Origin of the sequence: Vibrio owensii, assembly GCF_002021755.1 — a bacterium.
Classification (GTDB): domain Bacteria; phylum Pseudomonadota; class Gammaproteobacteria; order Enterobacterales; family Vibrionaceae; genus Vibrio; species Vibrio owensii.
In genome coordinates this window covers 2,140,989-2,162,944 of the sequence record NZ_CP019960.1, presented here as the reverse complement: position 1 = coordinate 2,162,944, position 21,956 = coordinate 2,140,989, and the positions used below count along the sequence as shown (strand labels likewise).

Annotated in this window: 22 protein-coding genes and 1 pseudogene; 7 read left to right on the top strand and 16 right to left on the bottom strand. The window is 42.2% G+C overall.

Annotation, left to right across the window (positions count from 1 at the left end; all coding sequences use genetic code 11):
- Positions 1 to 16: 16 nt before the first annotated feature.
- Entirely contained in the window at positions 17 to 601 is a 585-nt protein-coding gene (locus tag A9237_RS26145) for a flavodoxin family protein (protein ID WP_078610143.1), read from the bottom strand.
- 226 nt (positions 602 to 827) lie between these two features.
- Between A9237_RS26145 and A9237_RS26140 the strand changes: the two genes are divergently transcribed.
- Together A9237_RS26140 and A9237_RS27295 are read left to right on the top strand one after the other, a co-directional pair.
- A complete protein-coding gene (locus tag A9237_RS26140) occupies positions 828 to 1,145 on the top strand; it encodes a hypothetical protein (RefSeq protein WP_078610142.1) in 318 nt (105 codons plus the stop codon).
- A gap of 44 nt (positions 1,146 to 1,189) precedes the next feature.
- Positions 1,190 to 1,504: a hypothetical protein gene (locus A9237_RS27295; protein ID WP_153303287.1), complete on the top strand. Its 315-nt coding sequence runs from the start codon at positions 1,190 to 1,192 to the stop codon at positions 1,502 to 1,504.
- A gap of 66 nt (positions 1,505 to 1,570) precedes the next feature.
- On the opposite strand, the gene A9237_RS26135 is transcribed toward A9237_RS27295, so the two are convergent.
- From A9237_RS26135 to A9237_RS26115, 5 genes are read right to left on the bottom strand one after another with little or no spacing between them, the layout of a single operon-like run.
- On the bottom strand, positions 1,571 to 1,906 hold the full coding sequence (locus A9237_RS26135; RefSeq protein WP_078610141.1) for a hypothetical protein: 336 nt from the start codon (positions 1,904 to 1,906) through the stop codon (positions 1,571 to 1,573).
- A 31-nt stretch (positions 1,907 to 1,937) separates the two neighbouring features.
- Entirely contained in the window at positions 1,938 to 2,303 is a 366-nt protein-coding gene (locus A9237_RS26130) for a hypothetical protein (protein ID WP_061035162.1), read from the bottom strand.
- 8 nt (positions 2,304 to 2,311) lie between these two features.
- Positions 2,312 to 2,638 (bottom strand): hypothetical protein, encoded by a 327-nt coding sequence (locus tag A9237_RS26125; RefSeq protein WP_031776506.1) that lies wholly within the window; start codon positions 2,636 to 2,638, stop codon positions 2,312 to 2,314.
- Positions 2,639 to 2,654: 16 nt separating this feature from the next.
- Entirely contained in the window at positions 2,655 to 2,987 is a 333-nt protein-coding gene (locus A9237_RS26120) for a hypothetical protein (protein ID WP_078610251.1), read from the bottom strand.
- A gap of 7 nt (positions 2,988 to 2,994) precedes the next feature.
- The gene (locus A9237_RS26115; protein WP_021018362.1) at positions 2,995 to 3,345 is read right to left on the bottom strand and encodes a hypothetical protein; all 351 of its coding nucleotides are present in this window, start codon (positions 3,343 to 3,345) and stop codon (positions 2,995 to 2,997) included.
- Positions 3,346 to 3,447: 102 nt separating this feature from the next.
- Here A9237_RS26115 and A9237_RS27290 point away from each other — a divergent pair, with 102 nt between their 5' ends.
- Positions 3,448 to 3,612 carry a hypothetical protein gene (locus A9237_RS27290; RefSeq protein WP_012130375.1) on the top strand — a complete coding sequence of 55 codons (165 nt, stop codon included), beginning with the start codon at positions 3,448 to 3,450 and terminating at the stop codon, positions 3,610 to 3,612.
- Between the two features lie 105 nt (positions 3,613 to 3,717).
- Here the strand turns inward: A9237_RS27290 and A9237_RS26105 are convergent, their stop codons facing one another.
- From A9237_RS26105 to A9237_RS26090, 4 genes are all read right to left on the bottom strand, one after another.
- Positions 3,718 to 4,083, bottom strand: coding sequence for a hypothetical protein (locus A9237_RS26105; RefSeq protein WP_078610139.1), 366 nt, complete (start codon positions 4,081 to 4,083; stop codon positions 3,718 to 3,720).
- 3 nt (positions 4,084 to 4,086) lie between these two features.
- Positions 4,087 to 4,464: a hypothetical protein gene (locus A9237_RS26100; RefSeq protein WP_078610138.1), complete on the bottom strand. Its 378-nt coding sequence runs from the start codon at positions 4,462 to 4,464 to the stop codon at positions 4,087 to 4,089.
- Positions 4,465 to 4,846: 382 nt separating this feature from the next.
- Positions 4,847 to 5,176: a hypothetical protein gene (locus A9237_RS27285; RefSeq protein ID WP_153303286.1), complete on the bottom strand. Its 330-nt coding sequence runs from the start codon at positions 5,174 to 5,176 to the stop codon at positions 4,847 to 4,849.
- 45 nt (positions 5,177 to 5,221) lie between these two features.
- On the bottom strand, positions 5,222 to 5,686 hold the full coding sequence (locus A9237_RS26090) for a hypothetical protein (RefSeq protein ID WP_078610136.1): 465 nt from the start codon (positions 5,684 to 5,686) through the stop codon (positions 5,222 to 5,224).
- 524 nt (positions 5,687 to 6,210) lie between these two features.
- On the opposite strand from A9237_RS26090, the gene A9237_RS26080 reads away from it, so the two are divergent.
- Genes A9237_RS26080 through A9237_RS26070 form a run of 3 tightly spaced genes read left to right on the top strand, consistent with a single transcriptional unit; the run spans position 6,211 to position 14,201 of the window.
- Positions 6,211 to 6,591, top strand: coding sequence for a hypothetical protein (locus tag A9237_RS26080; protein ID WP_078610134.1), 381 nt, complete (start codon positions 6,211 to 6,213; stop codon positions 6,589 to 6,591).
- A gap of 10 nt (positions 6,592 to 6,601) precedes the next feature.
- Positions 6,602 to 13,756 (top strand): RHS repeat-associated core domain-containing protein, encoded by a 7,155-nt coding sequence (locus A9237_RS26075; protein WP_078610133.1) that lies wholly within the window; start codon positions 6,602 to 6,604, stop codon positions 13,754 to 13,756.
- A 4-nt stretch (positions 13,757 to 13,760) separates the two neighbouring features.
- Entirely contained in the window at positions 13,761 to 14,201 is a 441-nt protein-coding gene (locus tag A9237_RS26070; protein WP_078610132.1) for a hypothetical protein, read from the top strand.
- 180 nt (positions 14,202 to 14,381) lie between these two features.
- Here the strand turns inward: A9237_RS26070 and A9237_RS27280 are convergent.
- Positions 14,382 to 14,551: pseudogene (locus tag A9237_RS27280) on the bottom strand (IS3 family transposase); the annotation flags it as partial.
- A 138-nt stretch (positions 14,552 to 14,689) separates the two neighbouring features.
- Positions 14,690 to 15,277 carry a mechanosensitive ion channel family protein gene (locus tag A9237_RS26065; RefSeq protein WP_021018357.1) on the bottom strand — a complete coding sequence of 196 codons (588 nt, stop codon included), beginning with the start codon at positions 15,275 to 15,277 and terminating at the stop codon, positions 14,690 to 14,692.
- Positions 15,278 to 15,486: 209 nt separating this feature from the next.
- On the opposite strand from A9237_RS26065, the gene A9237_RS27615 reads away from it, so the two are divergent.
- Positions 15,487 to 15,621: a hypothetical protein gene (locus tag A9237_RS27615; protein WP_257788535.1), complete on the top strand. Its 135-nt coding sequence runs from the start codon at positions 15,487 to 15,489 to the stop codon at positions 15,619 to 15,621.
- A 51-nt stretch (positions 15,622 to 15,672) separates the two neighbouring features.
- Here A9237_RS27615 and A9237_RS26060 read toward each other — a convergent pair whose 3' ends face one another.
- The 4 genes from A9237_RS26060 to A9237_RS26045 all read right to left on the bottom strand — a co-directional run bounded on the left by A9237_RS26060 (position 15,673) and on the right by A9237_RS26045 (position 21,914).
- Complete coding sequence (locus A9237_RS26060) at positions 15,673 to 17,787, bottom strand: type I secretion system permease/ATPase (RefSeq protein ID WP_005435817.1); 2,115 nt, start codon at positions 17,785 to 17,787, stop codon at positions 15,673 to 15,675.
- A 17-nt stretch (positions 17,788 to 17,804) separates the two neighbouring features.
- Positions 17,805 to 19,718 carry a bifunctional diguanylate cyclase/phosphodiesterase gene (locus A9237_RS26055; protein ID WP_032802817.1) on the bottom strand — a complete coding sequence of 638 codons (1,914 nt, stop codon included), beginning with the start codon at positions 19,716 to 19,718 and terminating at the stop codon, positions 17,805 to 17,807.
- 5 nt (positions 19,719 to 19,723) lie between these two features.
- Positions 19,724 to 20,407 carry a transglutaminase-like cysteine peptidase gene (locus A9237_RS26050; protein WP_078610131.1) on the bottom strand — a complete coding sequence of 228 codons (684 nt, stop codon included), beginning with the start codon at positions 20,405 to 20,407 and terminating at the stop codon, positions 19,724 to 19,726.
- A gap of 115 nt (positions 20,408 to 20,522) precedes the next feature.
- Positions 20,523 to 21,914: an HlyD family type I secretion periplasmic adaptor subunit gene (locus A9237_RS26045; RefSeq protein ID WP_009706675.1), complete on the bottom strand. Its 1,392-nt coding sequence runs from the start codon at positions 21,912 to 21,914 to the stop codon at positions 20,523 to 20,525.
- Between the last annotated feature and the right edge of the window lie 42 nt (positions 21,915 to 21,956).

Below are 21,956 nucleotides of genomic sequence, written 5' to 3'. Positions count from 1 at the left end.
AGGCTTCTTTTTATTGCTAGCGAGTAGAGAGCTTATTAGCGAGCGTTGCCACTCGTTTGCCAAGATACTCCGCCGTTGCAACATCTGAGGCATGCAACTGGCCGTCTTCACCGCCTTGAGCAACAATGCCACCTTGCACACCATACCGGTTCAGATTTTGCTCGCCAGAATTGCTGATCTTATCCAATCCGACCCACATCATACCGTGCTGACTAGCGAGCGTTTGTAGGTACTGCAACGTCATTGACTGATCGCCATTCATTGCCCCACCACTGGTAAAGCCAGCCGCGATTTTACCCGCCCATTTTTGGTAATACCAAGATTCACTGCTTGCATCGGCAAATGCTTTAAACTGCGCTGCTACGCCGCCCATATAGGTCGGTGAGCCAAAGATAATCGCATCGCACTCAGCAAGTTCATCCATTAGGCTAGGGTTCACAAAACGCCCTTCAATAATCTCACTGCCTTCAATACGGTGAGAGAAAATTTCAAATTCACCTTGTTGCTCAATGTCTTGTTGTTCAACGCCAGCGGCAATCGCGCGAGCTAGCTGGCCTGTAACGTCGGTTTTAGAGAAATAAATAATCGCAATTTTGGACACAATGGTTCCTTTTTCATTGTTGATTTTGAATCGTGCGGATAAGGCTAAAACCTCAAGTTTGGTTGAGGTCAAGAGATGGTTTGAAATGAGTGAACTAAATGTTTGCTGATCAATTTAAGCGTTATGAATGGCATTCTTTCACATTATTAGTTAGTGGTGTTTTTATTCTTATTAGTGATTAGTTATTATTGCCCATGATCAATTTAACGCATTTGAGAGGCTTAGTTTGAGAAAGATTATTTTATTACTATTTATTTTTACATTACCTGCGTTCGCAGCTTCTGGACCCAATTATTTGAGTGGCAAGATAAAAAATCTAACAGCTATCCAGGATGGAATATTAATTATGATGGACAGCGGGACCCCTGATAATTGTGAGGGGTCCTCTTCAGGTTGGATGCTTATCAGACAAGAAAATACTGCAATGATATCAGTAGTTCTTGCTGTATGGGCTGCAAATAAAAAGTCAGGTACAGTATACACTTCAGGAAGGAACAATGGTGTTGGATACTGTATTGTTAACCAATTTGATCCAATAGATTAAGAAAATATATTAGAGTATTGTTATTTTTAAACAGGTTGAAAATTATGAAAAATATATTAATTTCTATAGGTTTAGTACTTACGTCATTTTATGCATTATCATCGGCAGGGGTTGTATCAAAAGTAGTCCCTAAAAATCTTCATGTATATAACTTCGCTGGTAATACTTATGTAGATCTAAAATCACATGGATGCTCTGGTTCAAGGTATTATTTAAGCCCAAGTCACCCTAAATATGATGCTATATTTTCTGTTCTTTTGGCTGCACAATTAGCGCAAAAAACTGTTTCAGTTCGATATGACGGTTGTATAAATGGAAGTAATGCTCAGGGAAACATAGTCGGCGTATACCTAGATTAGATAGGGCTTATTAAGCCACTTCTAATTAATAACAAGTAATATTAATTAGAAGTGGTAAATAACTTTTTAAATCGCAGGGTTATGTACCATAAAGTATCTTGGAGGTGGAGAGTCTGCATAGGTCGGTAGGGTGTTACATGTAACGCCATTATTGGCATTGTACATAATAGTTACATTAAGGTTATCTTTCACTGCATTGGCCGCATAGGATGCCCAGAGTGAGCATACAATAGTGTCATCATTGGTATTACAAAGCCTTGTCCAATGCTCTCTCCATGCACCCATAATGTTCACATTGCCATTTTCTTCTACGTAAACGTTTTTTATCTTTCCTTTACAATATATATTCCCAGCATGGGATAAAGTTGGTAAAAAAAGTATAACAAATAGTAAGTTTTTCATAAATAACCTGAAACGATTTCGTTCTGATACTCTAATTTAGTACCCATAAATCACTGATGACTGGTGTAAGACCACCGCTGGTCCCCCAAAATGGAATAATTTCACAACCTGAAGCGTGCAAACCTATTCTTTTTCCTGTTGCAAAGGCCATTAAGGCTGCGGATACCATGTTGTCATGGCCTTTCAAGTCACCCTTTAAGTGTACTCGGCTTGTAACAGTGCAGTTATCAAGATTAACTATTGAACCGGAGATATATAATGTTAAACCTCCATTTGCATGATTATGAATTCTAGTAATTTCGACACCTTCAGAGTTTAAAGCAGTGAAATATTTTGCATTGGAAGTTAATGGGGATATAGAAAATAGCATTAATATTGCTAACTTTAATAATCTCATTTTTCACCTTATTTCTTTGTAAGTTGAACTGTACCAATGGTTTCACCATCTCCCCATCTTTCACATGAGGATTTTCCAGTGATAACTACTTTTGAATCTGACATGTATGCAGACAACAATAAGCTGAATTGAGATTTACCATACACACTGTGTTCATCTTTTATCATCCAGTAATTATTCTTAGCACACTGTGGTTTCTCAGTTCTTTCTCCTTCAATATAAAACCAATGTAATCCATCATCTCGAACTAAAATATGTGTAACTTTTCCCGTTTGACTGCTTGAAAAGGCACAGAAACTAGCTGAGAGAAGAAAGATAAAAGTAATTATTCGCATTTAAAATTTCTCAATATTATTTGTCAGCATAAATCATTATGTAATTTAGTGTTTCAATGTCAGCCGCATTACAAACCCCTGTGGTCATGATTGTAATACTCTTATCAGCCATTAGTGCTGCTAGAGCTGTACTTTGTTGAGCTTTGTTTACTATGGTAAAACGGTTGTTTTGGTTACTGCTTTTATAAGGAGAATTAATAACATCGCGGTCTAAATATAGTGTATTGTAAGGGTCTCCTATCCCTTCAGACTGAATTCTAAGGATTTTTCCTGAATATGAATCTTTTGCTAATGCAAAGCTTATAGGTAAAATTGTCAATATTAATAACAAAGTAAATAAATTTCGCATAATGTTTTTAATTCTCAAGCTTAGGGCCAAAGTACCAACCAGTTAGCCATTTCCATGGCTGATGGCTTGATTCAGAGCAATCTTTAGAATCGTTAAACCAAAGTGTCACCTCTTTATTCGTTGTTTGCGCAGTTAACAATGTTGAGTAAATCGTGCGACATGCTTCTGCACTAATATTGTCGTGCTCATTGTCAACTTTACATAAACGAGGCCAAGATAAAGGGCCGATTCTTTCAACTAAGACATCTCCTGATTTTGCATCGATGCTAACTCCAATAACTTTTCCTGAACACGTATATCTTGAGGCATGAACATTAAACGATAATAATACTAAGCATACAGCGATTAATTTATTCATAGTCGTACCTATTTCTATTTAGTCATTCTTACGATTTTTCTATATACGTTTGGACTTGAATCCCAAGGCTCACAGCCTCCGGAATTAATATATGAAACGGTTATGTCGGTATCTGATGCTTCGGATGCTAACAACATTGAAAACATCCTATTTCTGGCTTCTGGTACCAAGTCCTTGCTGATCGCAAAAATGGTTCTGTTCGAGCATTCTTCAACTTCTTGTCCTGACGACGTAAGTGCCACTAAAACAGTGTTTGTTTTTGAATAGGTTACAATGCTTTCAACTTTGCCAGAAGTACTAAGCCAAGCTGCCTGTGAAAAGCCAGAGAATAACATTAGCAATATAATGTATTTAAACGAATTAATACTTCGACTAATAATTGACATATCGAATAAATACCTCTTGCCATGATTTAAACGAACTGCAACTTTCTGGTACATTGTCGCCATCAAAATGCACACGGTTTATTGTTTCCCCTGTAGAGCGAGCGCTAAGAAAAATTGAAAAGACAGCTTTGCATGTGTCTGGGCTCATTACACGGTTTGGCTCACCAGCTACTTTCCAGTCGGAGCCGGGATTACAAAAGAAAACTGGTGTATTCATGGAGCTCAGTTTTACCATTAATCTATTGTTTCCATGGTAAGCGACTTGATCTACTTTTCCTGAACAAATCAAAGATCCTGCGGTAACCGTTGTTGGAAAAAGTAAAAATAGCGACATTAATAATTTATTTTTCATAATCTATTCCGCTAGCCAAATACGATCAAACTTCAAATAACCATTGAGCGTGTCACGCATTTGAATTGTTACTTTTCTTTTGGATGCCTGTGCAGCTAATGCTGTAGAGTAGAACAAATGAGCAAACTCAGGGTTATCATTAACTCTATATATTGCTGCACTTGTTTCTGTAATTGATAAACCAGCTTTGGATGGTTCTGAGAGGTTAATTGGCTCATCAAAATAAATTAAAATGAGATTTCCACTATTAATGTAGATCCGGTCTACCGTTCCAGTGTAACTACAGTATCCATTGTAATTTGGCGAGCAAGTAGGTTTTGCAGCCAAGGATGGGAAAGATATTGTGCATATTATTGATAATAGAGAGAGTACTTTCTTCATTTCACTATCCTTGTGTGAACAAGTATTAGTTATTCATTTCTTATCATTAGATAAGCAGGTTGTTGGGAACTAGAGTAGCCTAAGACCTCATTACAAGAACTTACGGTGAAGTACTGTATTGTCGTTGGCTTCTTGCTTGTTAATGCAGATAGGGCAATGGAAACCCATGTTTTACAAGTCTCAGGCTCAATATTGTTATGTTTTGTAGATACCCTGCATAAACCGATAGCTTTCGAAGACCAGGTTGTCGAAATAAGTAGAAGTCCGCTAGAGTCTACCCAAGTGTTATTAATATTTCCTTTGCAGTGGATTGAAGAGCTAGAGTAAGAAAATGCAGAATAAAATAGAGTGAGTAAAATAGCGATAGTTCTCATAGTAATCCTTAGTTCACATATATAGTCATATTTTCAAGTTTGTATGCTTTATTAAATGGATAACCTGACTGACATTCCCCACTACCATTTACCCAAACTGATTTTCCTGACATCTGTGAAGAGAGAAGCATTGAAAGAAGTGCCCGGTTATAGTCTGTATCTGGCTTAAAGTAATATCTATTTGAACAGCTATTTTCGCTTCCACCCAATAATTGAACGATTATGTAGCCACTAGATGCAGATAACTTAACTTTTCCACTGGCTTCTTTATTTGAAGAGAAAGCAAAGCTTGAAAAGAAAAGAGGGATAATCATGGTGATTAAAAAAATTCGTTTCAAAATAGTTCTCCTAATGTGAGCTGGGGGCATTACTTTCTGGAGGTTTTATTTACTTTGCATCCAACGAAGATCCTCAATGGTCGTATTCAAGGTACAAGTGCCTTCGCCTGACAATGTTACCTCTACACCACTCCTTTGGGCTGCTAATAAAGAGCTAAAAACGAGCTTTCCAGCCTCGGTTGAAGCGTCAAAAGCGTAATTGAAGCCGTTTCGGTTAGTTGCACATTCTGTATTTGTTTCCCCTTCTATATCGACAAACACTAAACCTCTGTAAACAGGGCCATATTCCATTTTTGTTACCAAACCAGTAGAAACCTCTGCTCGAGAATCTAGTGGAATTACCATTACCAGCGCGGCTAGAAGAGTGTGGGCAGAATAAGCTCGAGTTTTCATTTCGTTGGCCAAATTTACTTTGTTATCAAGGCGCAAGCGTACAGGCACTTTGTTTCTAAGCAAAAAGTCAAATATCAAAAATGTGACTGGGTTATATAAAACAAGCTTGATATTCATAAAATCATTCAATGTTGTTCATGTTTTTGTGAATGTATATTGAAATGTAACCATTGAGTTATTTATGATTTTCATACATTTGCGTGATCAATGGCTTGAGTGAGAAGAAGCTTTGCTTTTTGGGTTCACGTTACAAACCATAGTTTTTACCGGTTCAGGATCGTTATGCTTTTGCGAACTTCAGTTTTAATACTTGCTTGTACTTTAAGTACCAGCTTTCCGGTTGCTGCATCTGAGCTTGAGGGATCGTCTCTTAGCTTAGTCAATCGGTTGATTGCTTATTCTAAAAGAGGCAATGGTGATGTTTTTGTCTCATTAGATAACAACGGTCAGCAGTGCGCTAACGGTTATTACCTTGATAAAGGAAGCGCGGGCTACGACTCCGTTCTGAGTATGTTGTTGGCTGCTTATCAAGCCAAAACTCCCATAATCATATATGGGAATACATTGATGAAGTGGTCAGGCAGTGCAAGTCCCGTATGTGAAATCTATAACGTTGCATATCAATGACTTTGAGGTGAGAAATGCTTAAAAAGCACTCTATTACTGTTGGCTTATTGTGCTTAGTTTCCATTATGTTTGTTGCCTTTTATTTGAATATTCCTGCCTACAATGAGCAGATAAGTAAAGGTGTTCCCTCATCGAAATCAGAGCCAGAGTTAGACAATAAAGCGACTTCATTAAGCGATGAAGTCGCTTTTCCTTCCCCAGTTATTCAGCTTCAACAAACGATGGCGGATGGAATGATTCAAACATCAGAGCCATCCCTCCCTCTTATTAGGGGAGACTTGCAAGCGTTTTCCGACGAAAACATTGACAAGAAATACCCATCACCCAGAGAGCTTGAGGAACTTGAAGCTCGGTTAAAACAACTCAAAAAACTACAGCAAAGCTTATCTCAGTAGAAAGGATTTAATGGTGTCTAATAATAAATACCCCTCGGTAGTTCCTTTTGTTTTTGTATCTATAGCTGCACTTTTTTTTATGTTGCCAGCCCATGCATTAACACCCAGTGACGGCAAAAAAATAGCACTTTCTGGAGATTATATGACCTCTGGCGGAGAGGCTACGTATACGTTACCAATTACCATTAGCCCAGGAAGAGCGGGTCATCAGCCAGATCTGAGCTTTAATTATCAAAGTGATTCTCCTAACAATATTATGGGGATGGGGTGGAGTTTAGGCGGGACTTCCTCTATTTATCGTTGTGGTAAAAATCTCAATACTGATGGCAATTGGGGAGGCGTAAACTTTGATTCTAACGATCGTTATTGTATAGATGGTCAACGCCTTATTGCCGTGAAAGGTGCTAATGGTGCGAATCTAACTGAGTACCGAGTTAAAAAAAATGGCTACGACAAAGTTGTCTCTTTCGGTCGAAGTGGGGACTCTGGACCCGAATATTTCAAAGTTTGGCGTACTGACGGTTCGGTTTATGAGTATGGAGTTACCGCCGATTCTCGTGTTGAGCTTCCAGAACAATCTCACGTCTATAAGTGGGCATTAAACAAAGTAACGGACTTAAGCAAGAATAATCACACTGATTATTTCTATAAAGAAGATGGTAACATTGGTTCACATCAGCTCAGTTCAATCAGTTACGTTGGTGGTAAAGTTTCGTTTGAATATGAATCACGGCCGGATAAAACATTTCAGTATCTTTACGGAAGCAAGTTATCTCGAATAGAGCGCTTAGACCGAGTAGTCATTCATGATGCAGATCTAAACGAATTAGGCGCATACGACTTAAATTATGATGAGTCTAGAATAACAAAACGAAGCCTACTTCAAGATATTCGCTACTGTACTGAGGGCGGTTCGTGCAGTACGAAAGTTCTATTTTCTTGGAATCATAATTACCCTAAAGAACTCCACTATCCTACAGAGCCTTCAATTATCGGTGGCTCTACTGACTCGGGTGTGCTGGTTACGTTAAATGGTCTAAAAGACAGGAAAGAGGCAGAAACAGATTTTAAACACATAAGCTTTTTTGATGTAGATCGCGACGGAAAAAAGGAAGCCTATGGCGCTACTCACAATAAAAAGGAAGAACGTTTTTTATTGCTTCCACCTTCTGGAACACCTGAAGTGGAGTCTGCAACTTTTGATAAGTACACCCTACAAGGTAGCATCAATGAGCCAGTTTTGAACAAACACAATTTTTCTTATAAAGAAGAATGTAAAATGGTGCCTTGGGGAGATCGCGGGCATCTAAAAAAAGTTTGTAAAGACGTTCTAGTTTTAGGGCCTGACCCTAAGTCCTACATTCCTCAGTTAGATGGTGTGTTGGTAGACTATAGTAACCAAACGAATAAGTTCGCTGGTGATTTTAATGGTGATGGTAAGGAAACTCTTATTTCCTCGCCAGCAGGAAATTCTTACCCAATACTTGAAGTTTTAGATTTTGATTACGATAGTATCGATGATTATTACGTTGATTACCGTGGGGAACTTCGTTTCTATCTTTCTTCTCAAGCTCATTCAGTGCTTCGTGTTTCGCCTGGATTCTATGTTCATGGACATCAGTTAGTTGATATTAATAATGACGGTTATGTCGACATTGCATACTTTAAGAAGGGGAATAACTCAGGCTCCTACCGTGCGATTGACTTTTTTATCTTTAATGGAAAAAAATTTGAGCACTCTTACACCACAAAGTCTTTTCCAGCAGAAAGTGTAAATAACAGCAAAGTTAAGTTTATAGATGATAATGCTGATGGTTACCCTGAGTTATATATCAATGGAAAGCGTTATTTAAACAAGTTTGGTGAGTTGCAGTTTGATGGCAACGGTGAAAGTGCGCCAGTAAATATTAAAACATGGGCTGACATCAATGGTGATGGTTTTATTGACTTCGTCAGCGAAAAAGAAAACGCTGGCGTTGACCCAAAACTATTTACTCATACTTCTTCGCCTTATGCACTAGATAAGATTTCATATATTCAAGAGCAAGCTGTAGATTATGCCATCTCGTATAAGCCAGCCGCTGACCAGAGTGTTCATAAACAGAAACGTTACTTTGAATTTCCATTCGTGAATACCACTCCTCCTCGTTATTTGGTTTCTCAGGTAAAAAAGCGTCCTAAAGGTTACGAACAAACAACGTATACATACCTTTATGAAGGCGCTAAGTCTCATTACTTAGGTGGTGGCTTTCTTGGGTTCGCTACTATTACTGAAGTAGCAAATGCCGATGTCACGACGACAAAAGTGAGTAGTTATTACCAACTCGATTTAAAAACCGCAGGTGAGTTAAAGAGCGTAAATATATATAAACAGAATGAGGGAGCAGATGCTTTCTCATACTCTGAAGTAGACAAGGTTTCGTCTACCAGTTATCAATACAAAACGAATACGACAGGTAAAATCTATCAGGTTTATGCCGATTCAATTGTTCAATCTCAGTATGAAAAAGGAGCACTTCTAAAAACGTCTACCACATCTCGAACAATAAATAAGTTTGGTAGTGTTACCCGTGAAGAAACGAAGATTGTTAACGAGAAAAATAAGGCTGACACGTTTACTTCCCTCACAGAGAAGCTGTATCAATCCACGGGATACTCGACTACCAATCACGTCATTCACACTATTACTTCTAGTAGTATCTCTGATATGGCGACAAAATTTGCTACTTATCAAGATGGTTTTACTGCTTACTGTTCTGCATCCGGAAGCTCCGTTTACTTTAAGCCAAATGACAAATTTGTGTTGATTCATGGTGAAGTTGACACCCCTATTCTGGTGACGAAACACAATGAGTATTACCGATTTAATCCATCAAACAGTGACATCAATGACTTTAATGGCATTACCCACAAAAACGGCACTTTAGTACAAACTACACAGTCTGATTTTGAGCGTCAGTCGTTGGTAGCGTGTGGTCACTATACCTATGGCAACTTTACTGGTGATTTAAGCCCAGAATTGAGTACAACTTCTAGTTCCATTACTCAACTAATTACAGAAACGGGTAAATCGTATTGGAAAGTCGGAGCTGTAAAACAAAGTACAACGACGATTACTGACAATCAGTCGGGATTATCTAAAAACACGGTTTTAGATTATGGATATACATCAAATGGCTTGTTAGCGTCTGTAAAAACCAGTGGCGGAGCATATGAGGCAGGGTCAGTCTCTGGTCGATATTTAACGACCGCATATCGTTATGATGGGTGGGGGAATTTACTGTCAGAGGTTCAATCTGGTAGTGATTTGGCGACTCGCACTACATCACATACTTATGACTCCAGCGGACTTAACCTAAAAACAAGCTCTAACGCGAAAGGACATACAACGACTTGGCACTATGATTCTCAAGGGCGTTTGAAGTCTTCTATTAGTCCATTAAAAGGTCGTACTACCAGTTATGACTATGATGCTTTTGGCCGAGTTGAGAAAGAAACACTGCCAGGGATCGGCAACATCAACAGCAATGTTTATCACTTAGCTAATGAATGTTCTAACGCGCTTGATACTACGGCAAGCTGTGTTTCCGCTAAGTCTGCTACTGGCTCAGATGTGGCCACTCATTATGACTACGCAGGAAGAGAGGTTCGTCAGCTTCATCGAGCTTTCGATGGCAAGTGGGTTGTGGTCGATACATCTTGGGATAGAAACGGCCGTAAGCTTTCCGTTACACGCCCTCACTTCCTATCCGCGACAACATCTGCACCTAAAGTGACATTTGAATATGACTTGTTGGATAGGGAAACTCGTAAAGTAGAACCTGCAAATCGTGGTTCGCTTGCGCTTTTTACTACCAATTATGATGGTTACAAAACTGAAGTTACGGATGCTAGAGGTTATAAACACAGTACTACACACAACGTTCAAGGACATATCATTCGTAAAGATGAGCCTTTGGGAGCGTATCAAACCTATGCTTACTACCCTGATGGAAAACTAAAGACAACGATTGATGCAGTAGGGAATGCCACAAGCATTAAGTACGATAACCTTGGTCACCGTACGCAATTAGATGATCCTGACCTTGGTCTTTGGAATTACCGTTATAACGCCATTGGCGAGTTAGTTTATAAGCGAGATGCGAACAGCGTTACTACTACTATTGATTACGATACGCTAGGTCGAAAGACCAAGCAGGTTGAGGGGGGAGACACTTCCCATTGGCGATATGATGAGCGTGGTGCATTAGGCACCCTATCTTGGTTTAGTGGCAAAGGGCAGAGAACGGATTACTTCTATAACAGCAAAGGCTTACTATTTGAAAAAGCTGTAACGGTTGGAAGTGAAATTTTCACCACTCAATACGGTTATGATAATTTTGAACGAGTTGGGCGTGAAGTTAGGCCTGATGGGCAAACCATATCTTCAGCATTGGAAAAGCCAGATAACAACCGATTAGCTGTCGAGTTTATCTACAACCAATATGGCTATATGTCAGCGGTTAGAAGCCCTAAAACTTATGCTGATGACGTATTTACTAGTGCGAAATTCCGTGAAGATATTCGTCAGCTTCTGAACGAGGCAATCAATCAAGCAAATGAGTATCTTAAGAAGGCAAGTCGTTATGCAACACAGACTTCTTTCTTTGAGCAAAAAGTTAACGAATACAAAAATAAAACGGTAGATGTTTATAACCTAGACGACTATTCAGCCAGCTTACTGAGTGGTGAGCATCGTTATAAACAATGGTGTGATAGCCAAGGCAATTGTTATCTGCGTCCGGCGACATGGGTGTTGTTGCACGATGATGTCACTATACCGCTCGATATTACTCTAGAGGGGGCAATTTACCGGTTAAATTCATCACTGAAAAATACATCAAATGGTATTCGTAAGCACAGCCTAACGGCGTCTACTATTTCAGAGAATGAGTTTAACAATCTTGCATTAAGCCAGACGGAAGACTTCCTGCTATCCGGAGATTACGACGGAAATGGTCAACTGGACATGATGCATCAAGGTGACATCTATTCTGCCAAAGCTGATGGCCGAGCAAGGGAAGAGCTGCTATTCGCTGCTGAAGACTTAGAGCAGGCAGCCAAGCTTGCGAACAGCTATTACAAACTTTATACCGATCTCGCTGCAAATATGATCGGCCTTTCAGAGAAAGTGGCGGAGTTGAGTGGCCTTTACTGTGAGTATGCGAATGCTCTAGGTGGGGACCATGTTAATGCATCACTACGCAATCAATGTGCGGATGATGGCAGTGTTAGTCAGGCAGATCACCTCGAGACCATTCTGACGAACTCGGAGCTCGCAAAGGTGAGTGGCAATAACGCCTATATTTACTATTGGCAACGTCGTGATACGGATGCGTACGATCACACCTTAGCCGAGACGCTAGGCAACGGTTTAGTGAATACTTACGAGCATGACACCAGAACTGGCCGCCCTAGCGTTATTGCAACGCATAAAGGTAGTCAGGTATTTAATTCTGGTATCGCAAGTAGCACAGCGAGCAAACGAAATATTCGTTACCTTGGCTACCAATATGATAACCACAACAATGTGACTCAGAGATACGATGATCAGCTCGGCATTACAGATATCTGGACCTACGATGATTTAGATAGAGTCGAAACTAATACCATCGTGTTATCAGACAAGACACAGCATGGTCTTAATAATCCAGATTTAGCCAGTGGAAGAACATACGGCTACGATAAGCTTGGCAATATAACCTACAAGTCTGGCATTGGCTCTTATCAATACAGTGGTATCAATGCTGGGCCTCATGCTGTCACTAAAGCAAATGGCCTGAACTACGGTTACGATGCTGTCGGTAATATGCTCAGAGCGTACTCGGATAACTCGACAGCAAGTGAACGGAGCATCGAATGGTCTGTGTTCAACAAACCAACAAAAATTGTACGAAATGGTAAAACTGTTGAGTTTTCTTACGATGCAAACCATCAGCGTTATCTGAAAAAGTCTTCTGATGGAACTGAAACCTTCTATTTCGGAAAGACTTACGAAAGGGTGAAAAACACCCACACAGGAGAGTTACAGCATAAGCACTTTATCTTTGCTGATGGGAAGTTGATTGCGCTAAATACGCAAACAACAGATACCAACAGTAAACTTAAAGATAAGCAAATTCGTTACCTTCATTATGACGCGCTAAATTCTGTTGATATGGTCACTGATGGCTACGGCTTAGTTGTTGAAAGACGTAGCTACGATACATGGGGTAAGCAGCGTAACATTGTTTGGCAAAATGGCGGTGCCGCTGAGGTTATTCAAGAGGCAATAACGAATCGCGGCTATACAGGGCATGAGGAGATTGCTGAAGTAGGCCTTATCCATATGAATGGCCGAGTTTATGATCAAGAGCTTGGACGCTTTCTAAGTGCCGATCCTTTTGTACAGGCACCATATGTTACAGCTAGCTTCAACCGCTATTCTTATGTTTGGAATAACCCATTAAAGTACGTTGATCCTACAGGTTACTATATCCCTAAAGGTACCGATCAAGACAAAGATGCAAATGGAAACAGTACAAATAGAGAAAAAGAGCGCAATGATTATAGAAATGGTCAGCGTGAACGTGATAGAAAGCGCCAAGAGAGAGAAAATCGAAGTCTAGCAGTCTCAGAAGAGGGAGATATTGCGGAAGAAGACACTGAAGTTGGTTGGTTTGGCGCTTTCGTTGCGGTTGCTACTTTTGCTTATGAAATGTCGCCGATTGCCACCGCTGTTGATGTTATCGACGGTACAATTCGTACAGCTCAAGCCCTTGCTGCTGGAGACTATAAAGTCGCAGGTGAGGTGGCGTTAAGTACAACGATAGGAATCGTTGGTAAAAAGGTTAAAGCTTCTGCTAATTTGGCAAAGTCTGTTGCTAAGGTTAGTGGACTTGGAAACCCGTTTAAAGATAAGACTGCGAAAGAGATAGACTCGATGTTTAAAGCTAAGGGATTTGAACCAGTTGGGCCGGATCCATTAAAGGGTATAGGTGGATACGTTAACCCAAAAACAGGCCGCTCATATCATATTGATCCCAAAGAGTATGGTAAGTACCGAGAGCCAAATCATGTAGATGTTAATCGACCGCGTAACTACAAGGGGCCGCTTGAGAAGAAAAAACACAATTATAAGGAGTAATAATTTGTCTGTGTATCAATGTATTGTGAACTTTCGCGACTTTTTAAGAGCTAGTTGGCCGTATTTGATGGTAACGATAGATGATTTGGATTGGGACGAGTCCCCCTATTTTATTGATGACTGGGTTCAAGCTAACTGGGAACTGTTAGTTGAAAGGCGCGTTCTTGAATCAGGGCATTTACTTGTACCTTATGGTTACAACATTTCTTTATTATGCCGTTATAAGGAAGTTGCTGGGAACGGTATTGTGCATAGGGTCGTCTGTAAAAAGGTGGGCGAGTTGGAATATAGGTTGGCTTTTCTTTGCTTTAAATCAAATAAGAATGAGGTGTATAGAATTGAACCTCCATTTGATTTTGTTGGGGTTGAAGATATCTATACTGGGGAGAGGTATAACTTGAGATTTGACGAATTAGAGTTTGATATCATGCAGCTAGAGCAATAAAGGTATGTTTGATATCTTAAGTTTTGTGGTTGGTGGTTAATGTTTTTTAGGTACAATCAGCGTCTCGTCCTAAAATAGGTTGCCGCTTTTTTACGAAGCCAGTATGTAATCTCTGCTGGCTTTTCATGCACTTCACTCTGGGTTTTCATCTCCAAGCTCCTTTAACTCACTCTGCAAGGGCGTTTTGATCATTGGAGAGTGCTCTATTGGTTTCGGCCAATCCAACTTACCATGCTTTCTGAGCCAAACGAGAACGGTACTGTGCCCTTGAATGCCATAGTGAGCTGAACCTGTTTGTATGTCATCTTGCCTTTTTCAACGTGAGCAACGATCGCCAATTTAAAGTCCATTGTGTAATTTCGTTGAGAGCGCTTTATTGCTGTACCTTGAAGAGTTCATTGATAAGTCTCCGAAGTGTCAACTTATCTCAGGATGGGACACACAACGTAATTAAAAAGCCGATGTATCTACATCGGCTTTTTAGTGGGTTATTTATTTCTGCGGGTATAAATGCGTGAGGTGGTTTTGGGCTCCTCAGGTTTGGCTTTTTCTTTTGCCAGCTTTAAGACCGCTTTTTGTAACATCAAGTTGTTCGGGTAAGTGATTAGGTTGCCGTTGTCGTGCTTGATCAGCACATGGAACATGCGGATTTCCTGAATCTCACCGCTGATGTCTTCGTCTTTGTCCACGACTTTTATTCGGTCACCGACACGGTACGGGAAGACAAAGAAGATCAGAAAGCTTGCTGTGATGTTACTTAGAATCGACCACTGTGCGATGAAAGCCACACCCAATACCGCAAAGATAGACGATAGGAAGAGTGATACATCGCCATAACCAATACCGGTTACAATGGCGAAAAGCGAAGCAAACAAAAACAAGAACGCGACGTTGAAGCAGCGCTGAATAAAGCTCAAGCGCGCTTTGTTTACGCCTTTAGCTTCTGCCAAATTTAGGATCGCTCGGTTGGCGATTTTCTTTAGCAAGCGATAAGCGATCAGAATGATGACGCCCATCAACACTTTATAACCGATAGAGCCAGCCGTGAAATACTGACTGATTTGCTCTAAATGCATCCAATGATTCATTTCTTCAACTCGAGAATATTAAGAAGGCGCGTGTTATAGCCGATTTTTGCTCGCAAGTAATTAACTATTTTAGATGTAGAGGAATATTCATGTTGAACAAATTTTGACCGACATCTCAGTTCCGAATTGATAAGAGATGAACTCTGATATCTGGCGCCTTGGCTGCTGCTAATCTAGAAACGTAACTTAAGAGCGTTATGGAAAATGGTGGGGATGCGATGGAAGAAGATGAAAGGGCAATCATGGGATTGGTGGTTATTGTCGGCTTTGTGTTGCTTTGGATATTCCTCGAAGAGTTTGGCTACTTTGGATTGCTGACCATCAATAAATAAGCCCCGCGAAACGCAGTGTTCAACGGGGCTTTGATTTTCTTTTTGTGCGGTTTAGCTCACGGCGCGAACTTTACCTTGCTTCAAGTCATTCAGCACTTGCGATTTCGGACCATCAGCAATCACGCTGCCTTTTTCCATCACAATCACACGATCAACAATGTCGAGCATTGAGGTCTTGTGCGTAATCAAAATCAGCGTTTCACTTGGTTTTAACTGTGCTAATTGATGCTTGATGTGCATCTCTGAACGGTTATCCATTGCACTGGTTGGCTCATCCATTAAGAGCACTGGAGGACGACCCAAGAACGCTCGTGCAATGGTCACAGCTTGACGTTGACCACCAGATAACATGCCACCACCTTCGCCTACTTGGCGCTCTAGACCCGCAGGGTCCGACTGAGTAAAGGCAGTGACACCTGCACGGTTGGCGGCGTCTAACACATCGCGATCATCGGTGAGCGGGCGACCTAGGGTAATATTGTCGCGAATAGAGCCGAAGAACAGATTCGAATCTTGCGGTACACAGCCGATATTGCGTCGTACGTCCACGTGGTGAAGCTGTTCGATGTCTGTGTCATCAATACGCACGTGACCCTCTGTCGGCTTGTACAGGCCCATTATCAGGCGTTCTAGCGTGGTTTTACCCGAACCAATACGACCGATGATTGCGACCTTTTCACCTGGGTTAATCGTTAGGCTTAAATCACGAATCGATGCCACTGGCGCATCTGGGTAATGGAAGGTCACACGGTCAATCTCAATCTTACCTTGTACGATAGGACGGTGAATGTAGCGTTTCCCTTCTTCTTGCTCGTCTGGCATTTCCATCACTTGGTTAATGATGGTCATTGAAGACTTAGCTTGGTTGTAGCGTGTAGACAACAATGAAAGCTGAACCATAGGGCCAATCGCACGGCCACTCAACATGGTTGCTGCAATCAAGCCACCCATCGTCAAATCACCATTTGAGATGAGATACACACCCAGAATGATCATGCCGACGTTACTACTTTGCTGAACAAAGCCCGCTGCGTTTTGAATGCTGTCGGTGATGCGACGGCTCTTGATGTTCCAGTTTGCCATGTGCGCCACTGCCTCTTCCCAACGGTATTGGAATTGGCTTTGTGCACTTAGCATTTTCACCGTTTCTAAGCCAGATAAGCTCTCAATCAAGTTGGCGTACTTTTGTGAAGCAAGGCGAGAACCTTCTTCAATCGAGCGGCGCAGTGGACCTTGAATCAGCGCGGAGTGAATCATCAGAATCACCACACCAATCATTGGCACGTAAACCAGGTCGCCCGCCATCAGCCAGATGATGACTAGGAAGAGAATCGCGAAAGGTAAGTCGATCAGCGCACTCACGGTAGCAGAGGTGAAGAATTCACGAATCGATTCGAACTCTTGCAAGTGACGAGCAAACGCACCCACTGAAGGTGGTTTGGACTCCATTCGGATGCCCATGACTTTGCTAAACAGCTTTGAAGAAATCAGGATGTCGGATTTCTTACCCGCAACATCGATAAAGTAGTTACGCAGTGATTTGAGCAAGAAATCAAACAAGAACACCACGAAGATACCGCTTGCCAACACCCACAGGGTTTCAAACGCGAGGTTGGGTACTACTTTGTCGTACACCAAGCGAGTGAACATTGGTGCAGCAATGGCGAAGATATTGATGAGGATAGAAGCGATAAGCACATCGCGGTAGATGCGTTTCGATTGCCACAAGGTTGACCAAAACCAGTGACCTTCTTTGGTTTTGAGCACTTCGGGAGAGCGCTCGTCATAACGGAATTGCTTTTTAACTAAAAAATAGCGACCAGTGTACTGCTCAAGTAGGTCTTCTAAAGGAATGGAGATAGGCACCATTCCGCTTTCTAGGGTGGTGATTTCTGCTTCTTTTTTCTCAACGTTAATGCTGTTGAGAACGCAAGAATCGCCACCTTTTAGAAGTAAGATAGCCGGCAGAATCAGACTCGATATCTGGTCTAACTCTGCACGGTTTTCCTTGGCAACCAATCCGGCCCTTTCCGCCGCTCTTGGTAGCAGAAACGGGGTAAGCTTGCCATCAGAGAGCGGAAGGCCGTTGATCAGCGCTTCCGGTGAGTTGGCTAGCCCGTAGTATCGGCTAACGTAAATGAGCGAGTTCAGTAAAGGGTCTTTCATCCTTGGTATACCTTTTCTTATTCCTTGTCGACGATGAAGCCTTGGAAGACTTCAACAAAGTGCTCGGTGAGGAAATCCAACTGAATCTGTGTTTCAACACGCGATGCAATCGTCGTAATACCCAAGTTGTGAGCGGTACGAGAGATTGAGGTCAGGGTGAATTTCTGTTTCTCATCGTGCAAGTTGTGCGTAAATAGGTAATCCAACTTCACGTAATTCGGGCGGAATTCCTGAATGTACTCAAGTGACTGGAAGTTACGGCCGTAGTTATCAACACCGAATTCCGCACCTGCTTGACGAATCGCGTTACACAACAGCGCTGTGTGATGCGGATGGTCAATGAAACACGCTTCAGGAAGCTCGAAGTGCAGCATTGGGGCAACTTTCGAGTGCTTCTCGAGCATGCTGGTGGTCCAGCGAATGAACGATGGTTGAGACAAGCTGCTTTGCGCAATATTGATTGCCACTGGCTCTTTTAGCTCGCCGCTTTCTAGCATCTTGATCATCGACTCAATAACGTATTGGTCGAAGATGTTAGTTGCGTCTAGCTGCTCAAGAGCAAACAAGTATTGGTTCGCACGGTAGGTCTCGCCATCTTTTTCGATGCTTGAGAACACCTCGTTGTGGAACACTTTACCCCACGTGTTTTTCGCAGACTGGAAGCGGAATTTAATCCAATCGCTGTGAATCGCTTCTTCAACCAGCGCTTTCCATTGCTGTTTACCCATAAGGTTAGAAGTGTTTTCACCACCCACAAAGCCGTACGCTTTGTCTGGTTGCGCTTTCGCTTTCGATAGCGCGTTATCCACCATTGATAGCACTTCTGTACGGGTTTTCTGATCTTTACTGTGTGCCACACCCAGTGAAGCTTTTGGCTTAGCAAGGCCGGTTGGGTCGGTGTTAAGGCCATTCACACAGTTGACGATGCTGTCAGCCAGAATGCGCAGTTCGCTTTCATCCATGTGCGGGAATAGAAGACCAAATTCGTCGCTTGATAGACGAGCAATGGTTGCTCCCGGAACGTCGATGGTGTTTTTCAAACGTTGAGACAACTCTTTCACGTGGGCATCAGCGCGTTGGTAGTCTTTTGTCTCGTAGATATCACCAATGTATTCAGCATGGAGTAGCGCGATACCCCCTTGCGTTTGTTCTGCTAGCCATTGGTCAACTTGGTTGATGTAGAACGAGCGGTTACCTAGCTTGGAGATTGGGTCTAGGTAAGCTTGAGCACGCAGACGCTGCGCCTCTTTTGCCTGTTCTTTAAACGACAGTTCGATTTGTGCCGACATCGAGTTAATGCCGTCAACAACTGCAATCAAGTCTTTCGTTTTAGGACGAGCTAGCGGATCACCAAACTGGTTGTTGGCAATCTCGTGCATTTTCTTCACGATGGCCGCTAAAGGTTTGAGTGAGCGACGTAGGATGTAAGAAATCGCTACTAGACCGGCTAGGAAGATAACGCCAAATGCCGATAGCAGGCGAATAAAGCCTTGCCATAATTGCTCGTAGGCTGCGCCTGGGTGGCTGATGATTTCCACCTCTGCAAGCTGCATCCAACCACTGGTTACCACACGTTTGTCGTGAATTGCCTTGAACAAGTTCAAGTCGATAAACCACTGCGGAACGCTACTTGGCTTGACTGGGTACGAGCGTACGATTTGGTAATCCGAATCTAACGCGGTGAGACGTACGACAGAATAAGTACTGCCATCGAACAACGCATTAATCACAGATTCGACCGCCACCTTATCTTTGTCTTTCAGATAAGGAGCTAGCGCCAAACCAACGGTATTAATGGTGTTGTTGACCTCTGAACGTTGCTGCTGCTCTAAGCTGTCTCGAGTAGTGTTGAACTGGATTACGAATACTGATGCCATCAAGAGTATAAAGACCGTAACCATTCCCACTACAAGCTTCTTATATAGGGTCATGTTTTTCACTCGTCATAGTTAATTTTAGGTTTTTTTAACTGCAACTTACGTTCGCGCGAGCGTAAGTCATTCCAAAGGCTCAAACGTGAGGCTTTTCCTGCTAGCTCTCCAACGCCAGCAGAAGACTTCATAAGCCATAGGTTTGAACCGTTAAAACTGTATATCGGTAGCAAGTCGCTACGTCTGGAGGCTCGAACAATCTCTGGGTTGAGGTTGTCGAGGATGAGAGGCTCCGAACTTGGGGTTGGGTAGTAAGCGAGTACCATGTGAAATTGATTCAGTTCGATGGCTTTAACGTAGATCAAACGCATCTTTGAATCCGGTATACCGAGCTCAAGTAAGGAAAAGTATTTGGCGATGGTAAAGTCTTCACAGTCGCCGGCATTACTGCCCAAGAACTCGAGTGGTGTCGCCCAGTAGTCTTTTTTACCCCACAGGTCTATATCGTCAACGAAGTAAAGTTGATTGAAAAAGTCGTTAACGCCTGCAAGCTTCTCATGAGTCTCCAATGTTTTGAAAAAATCGATGTTGTCTCGCCAAGTTTTCACGCGCATCCCAGCGCGCTCACCATAGACTGAAGTGATCGTATCGACCCATCGTTGTTCTTTGCTGTTTAACGCTCCGATTTGGAACGAAAGACAACCGATGCTGATTAATAATGTAACTTTACGCTTCAATCTGGGTGGCATATTCGACTCACATCACAAGTGTACTCTTCCAACGGGCTCGTCAGTGAGAAATAAGTGCTTTCTATTTAACCACTTATCAACGCTAAACGACACATCGGGCATACCTTGCTGACACTTACTCCTTCAGTGCGTTGGTTTTGGCACTCAAAATTGGCTTGAGTAAGTATTCCAAAACGGTTCGCTTCCCTGTGATGATATCGACTGATGCCGTCATACCCGGGATGATTGGCAAGTCTGCATCTTGTCCAAAATTGGTTTTATCGGTGCGTACGCGAACAATGTAGAAGCTGTTGCCTTCCTCATCTTGCGTAGTATCGGCACTGATGTGTTCCAATTCCCCTTCAAGTCCGCCGTACTTAGTAAAGTCGTACGCGGTAAATTTCACGATGGCGTGAAGATCTGGGCGCAAGAAGGCAATGTCCTTCGGTGCGATCTTCGCTTCAACTAATAAGGTGTCTTCGGTCGGAACGATTTCGACAATGTCCATACCGGGTTGGATAACGCCACCGACCGTGTTGACGTTCAATGTTTTGATGGTGCCTGTTACCGGAGATACGACAACAGTACGATTTACACGGTCTTCTAGGCCAACCGCCGACTCGACTAACGAAGACAGTTGGTCTTGAGTACTATTCAGTTTCTCTTGTTGTTCAGAGCGGAATTTCAACGCAACATCAATACGATTAAGCATGGATTCGCGAATAGCGGATTTGAGCACAGGAATCTTCAGTTCGCTAGAAGTCATTTCACGGCGGGTATCGTTAACTTGGCGTTGAAGTTTCAACAGTTCGATACGAGGTACCACGCCTTCATCTGCGAGCGGTTTGGTGATATCCAGCTCTTTCTTCGCGTAACGGTAGCTCTGGCGCAGGTTGCTTACACGCGCTTGGATTTCTACTAAATCTTGTTGTTTCTGTTTTACCTGTTGGTCGATAACCGAAATTTGACTACGCAAATTATCCAAGTCTTCACGGTATTCCGCTTTTTGACGTTGGGTTAGGCGAGGTTGGTTTTCTTCTAGGGTTGGTGGGAAAGTCAGTTTGCCGTAATCCAGCACCACGTTTTGTTCCCAGTTGCTGTTATCAAACTCGCGGTTGACTTCCACACTGCTGATTGAGGCGGAAAGTTGTAATACCGAAGCGGTTAAGTTCGCTACTTGTTGTTCACGTTCACGGAAATCAGAACGAAAGCGTGTGTCATCAATCAGCAATAGTTGTTGACCTTTTTCAACTTGCTGACCTTCTTTAACTAAGATCTCTTTGACCAAGCCACCTTCAAGGTTTTGTACCACTTGGATTTGAGAAGATGGAATGACTTTGCCTTGGCCGACGGTGACTTTGTCGATTTGCGCCCAAGACGCCCAACCAATGGCTGCAACAAAAAACAGCACCATGACCCACAGCATTAAGCGGGCGCTACTTGGCGTGTTTAGGAGCAATGCGGCGGTCTTGTCATCGACAAAGTCCAACTCATCGTTGCTAAGTTTGTTGTAGTTGTCTCGGCTCATCACATTCCTTGTTTATAAAGACGGTTTATCTTTTTGATCTTA

Excerpts from the sequence above, each read along its gene's own strand:
- A9237_RS27295 (WP_153303287.1), top strand. The coding sequence starts at position 1,190 with ATGAAAAATATATTAATTTCTATAGGTTTAGTACTTACGTCATTTTAT.
- A9237_RS26135 (WP_078610141.1), bottom strand. The coding sequence starts at position 1,906 with ATGAAAAACTTACTATTTGTTATACTTTTTTTACCAACTTTATCCCAT.
- A9237_RS26130 (WP_061035162.1), bottom strand. The coding sequence starts at position 2,303 with ATGAGATTATTAAAGTTAGCAATATTAATGCTATTTTCTATATCCCCA.
- A9237_RS26125 (WP_031776506.1), bottom strand. The coding sequence starts at position 2,638 with ATGCGAATAATTACTTTTATCTTTCTTCTCTCAGCTAGTTTCTGTGCC.
- A9237_RS26120 (WP_078610251.1), bottom strand. The coding sequence starts at position 2,987 with ATGCGAAATTTATTTACTTTGTTATTAATATTGACAATTTTACCTATA.
- A9237_RS26115 (WP_021018362.1), bottom strand. The coding sequence starts at position 3,345 with ATGAATAAATTAATCGCTGTATGCTTAGTATTATTATCGTTTAATGTT.
- A9237_RS27290 (WP_012130375.1), top strand. The coding sequence starts at position 3,448 with ATGTCGGTATCTGATGCTTCGGATGCTAACAACATTGAAAACATCCTA.
- A9237_RS26105 (WP_078610139.1), bottom strand. The coding sequence starts at position 4,083 with ATGAAAAATAAATTATTAATGTCGCTATTTTTACTTTTTCCAACAACG.
- A9237_RS26100 (WP_078610138.1), bottom strand. The coding sequence starts at position 4,464 with ATGAAGAAAGTACTCTCTCTATTATCAATAATATGCACAATATCTTTC.
- A9237_RS26090 (WP_078610136.1), bottom strand. The coding sequence starts at position 5,686 with ATGAATATCAAGCTTGTTTTATATAACCCAGTCACATTTTTGATATTT.
- A9237_RS26080 (WP_078610134.1), top strand. The coding sequence starts at position 6,211 with ATGCTTAAAAAGCACTCTATTACTGTTGGCTTATTGTGCTTAGTTTCC.
- A9237_RS26075 (WP_078610133.1), top strand. The coding sequence starts at position 6,602 with ATGGTGTCTAATAATAAATACCCCTCGGTAGTTCCTTTTGTTTTTGTA.
- A9237_RS26065 (WP_021018357.1), bottom strand. The coding sequence starts at position 15,277 with ATGCATTTAGAGCAAATCAGTCAGTATTTCACGGCTGGCTCTATCGGT.
- A9237_RS27615 (WP_257788535.1), top strand. The coding sequence starts at position 15,487 with ATGGAAAATGGTGGGGATGCGATGGAAGAAGATGAAAGGGCAATCATG.
- A9237_RS26060 (WP_005435817.1), bottom strand. The coding sequence starts at position 17,787 with ATGAAAGACCCTTTACTGAACTCGCTCATTTACGTTAGCCGATACTAC.
- A9237_RS26055 (WP_032802817.1), bottom strand. The coding sequence starts at position 19,718 with ATGACCCTATATAAGAAGCTTGTAGTGGGAATGGTTACGGTCTTTATA.
- A9237_RS26050 (WP_078610131.1), bottom strand. The coding sequence starts at position 20,407 with ATGCCACCCAGATTGAAGCGTAAAGTTACATTATTAATCAGCATCGGT.
- A9237_RS26045 (WP_009706675.1), bottom strand. The coding sequence starts at position 21,914 with ATGAGCCGAGACAACTACAACAAACTTAGCAACGATGAGTTGGACTTT.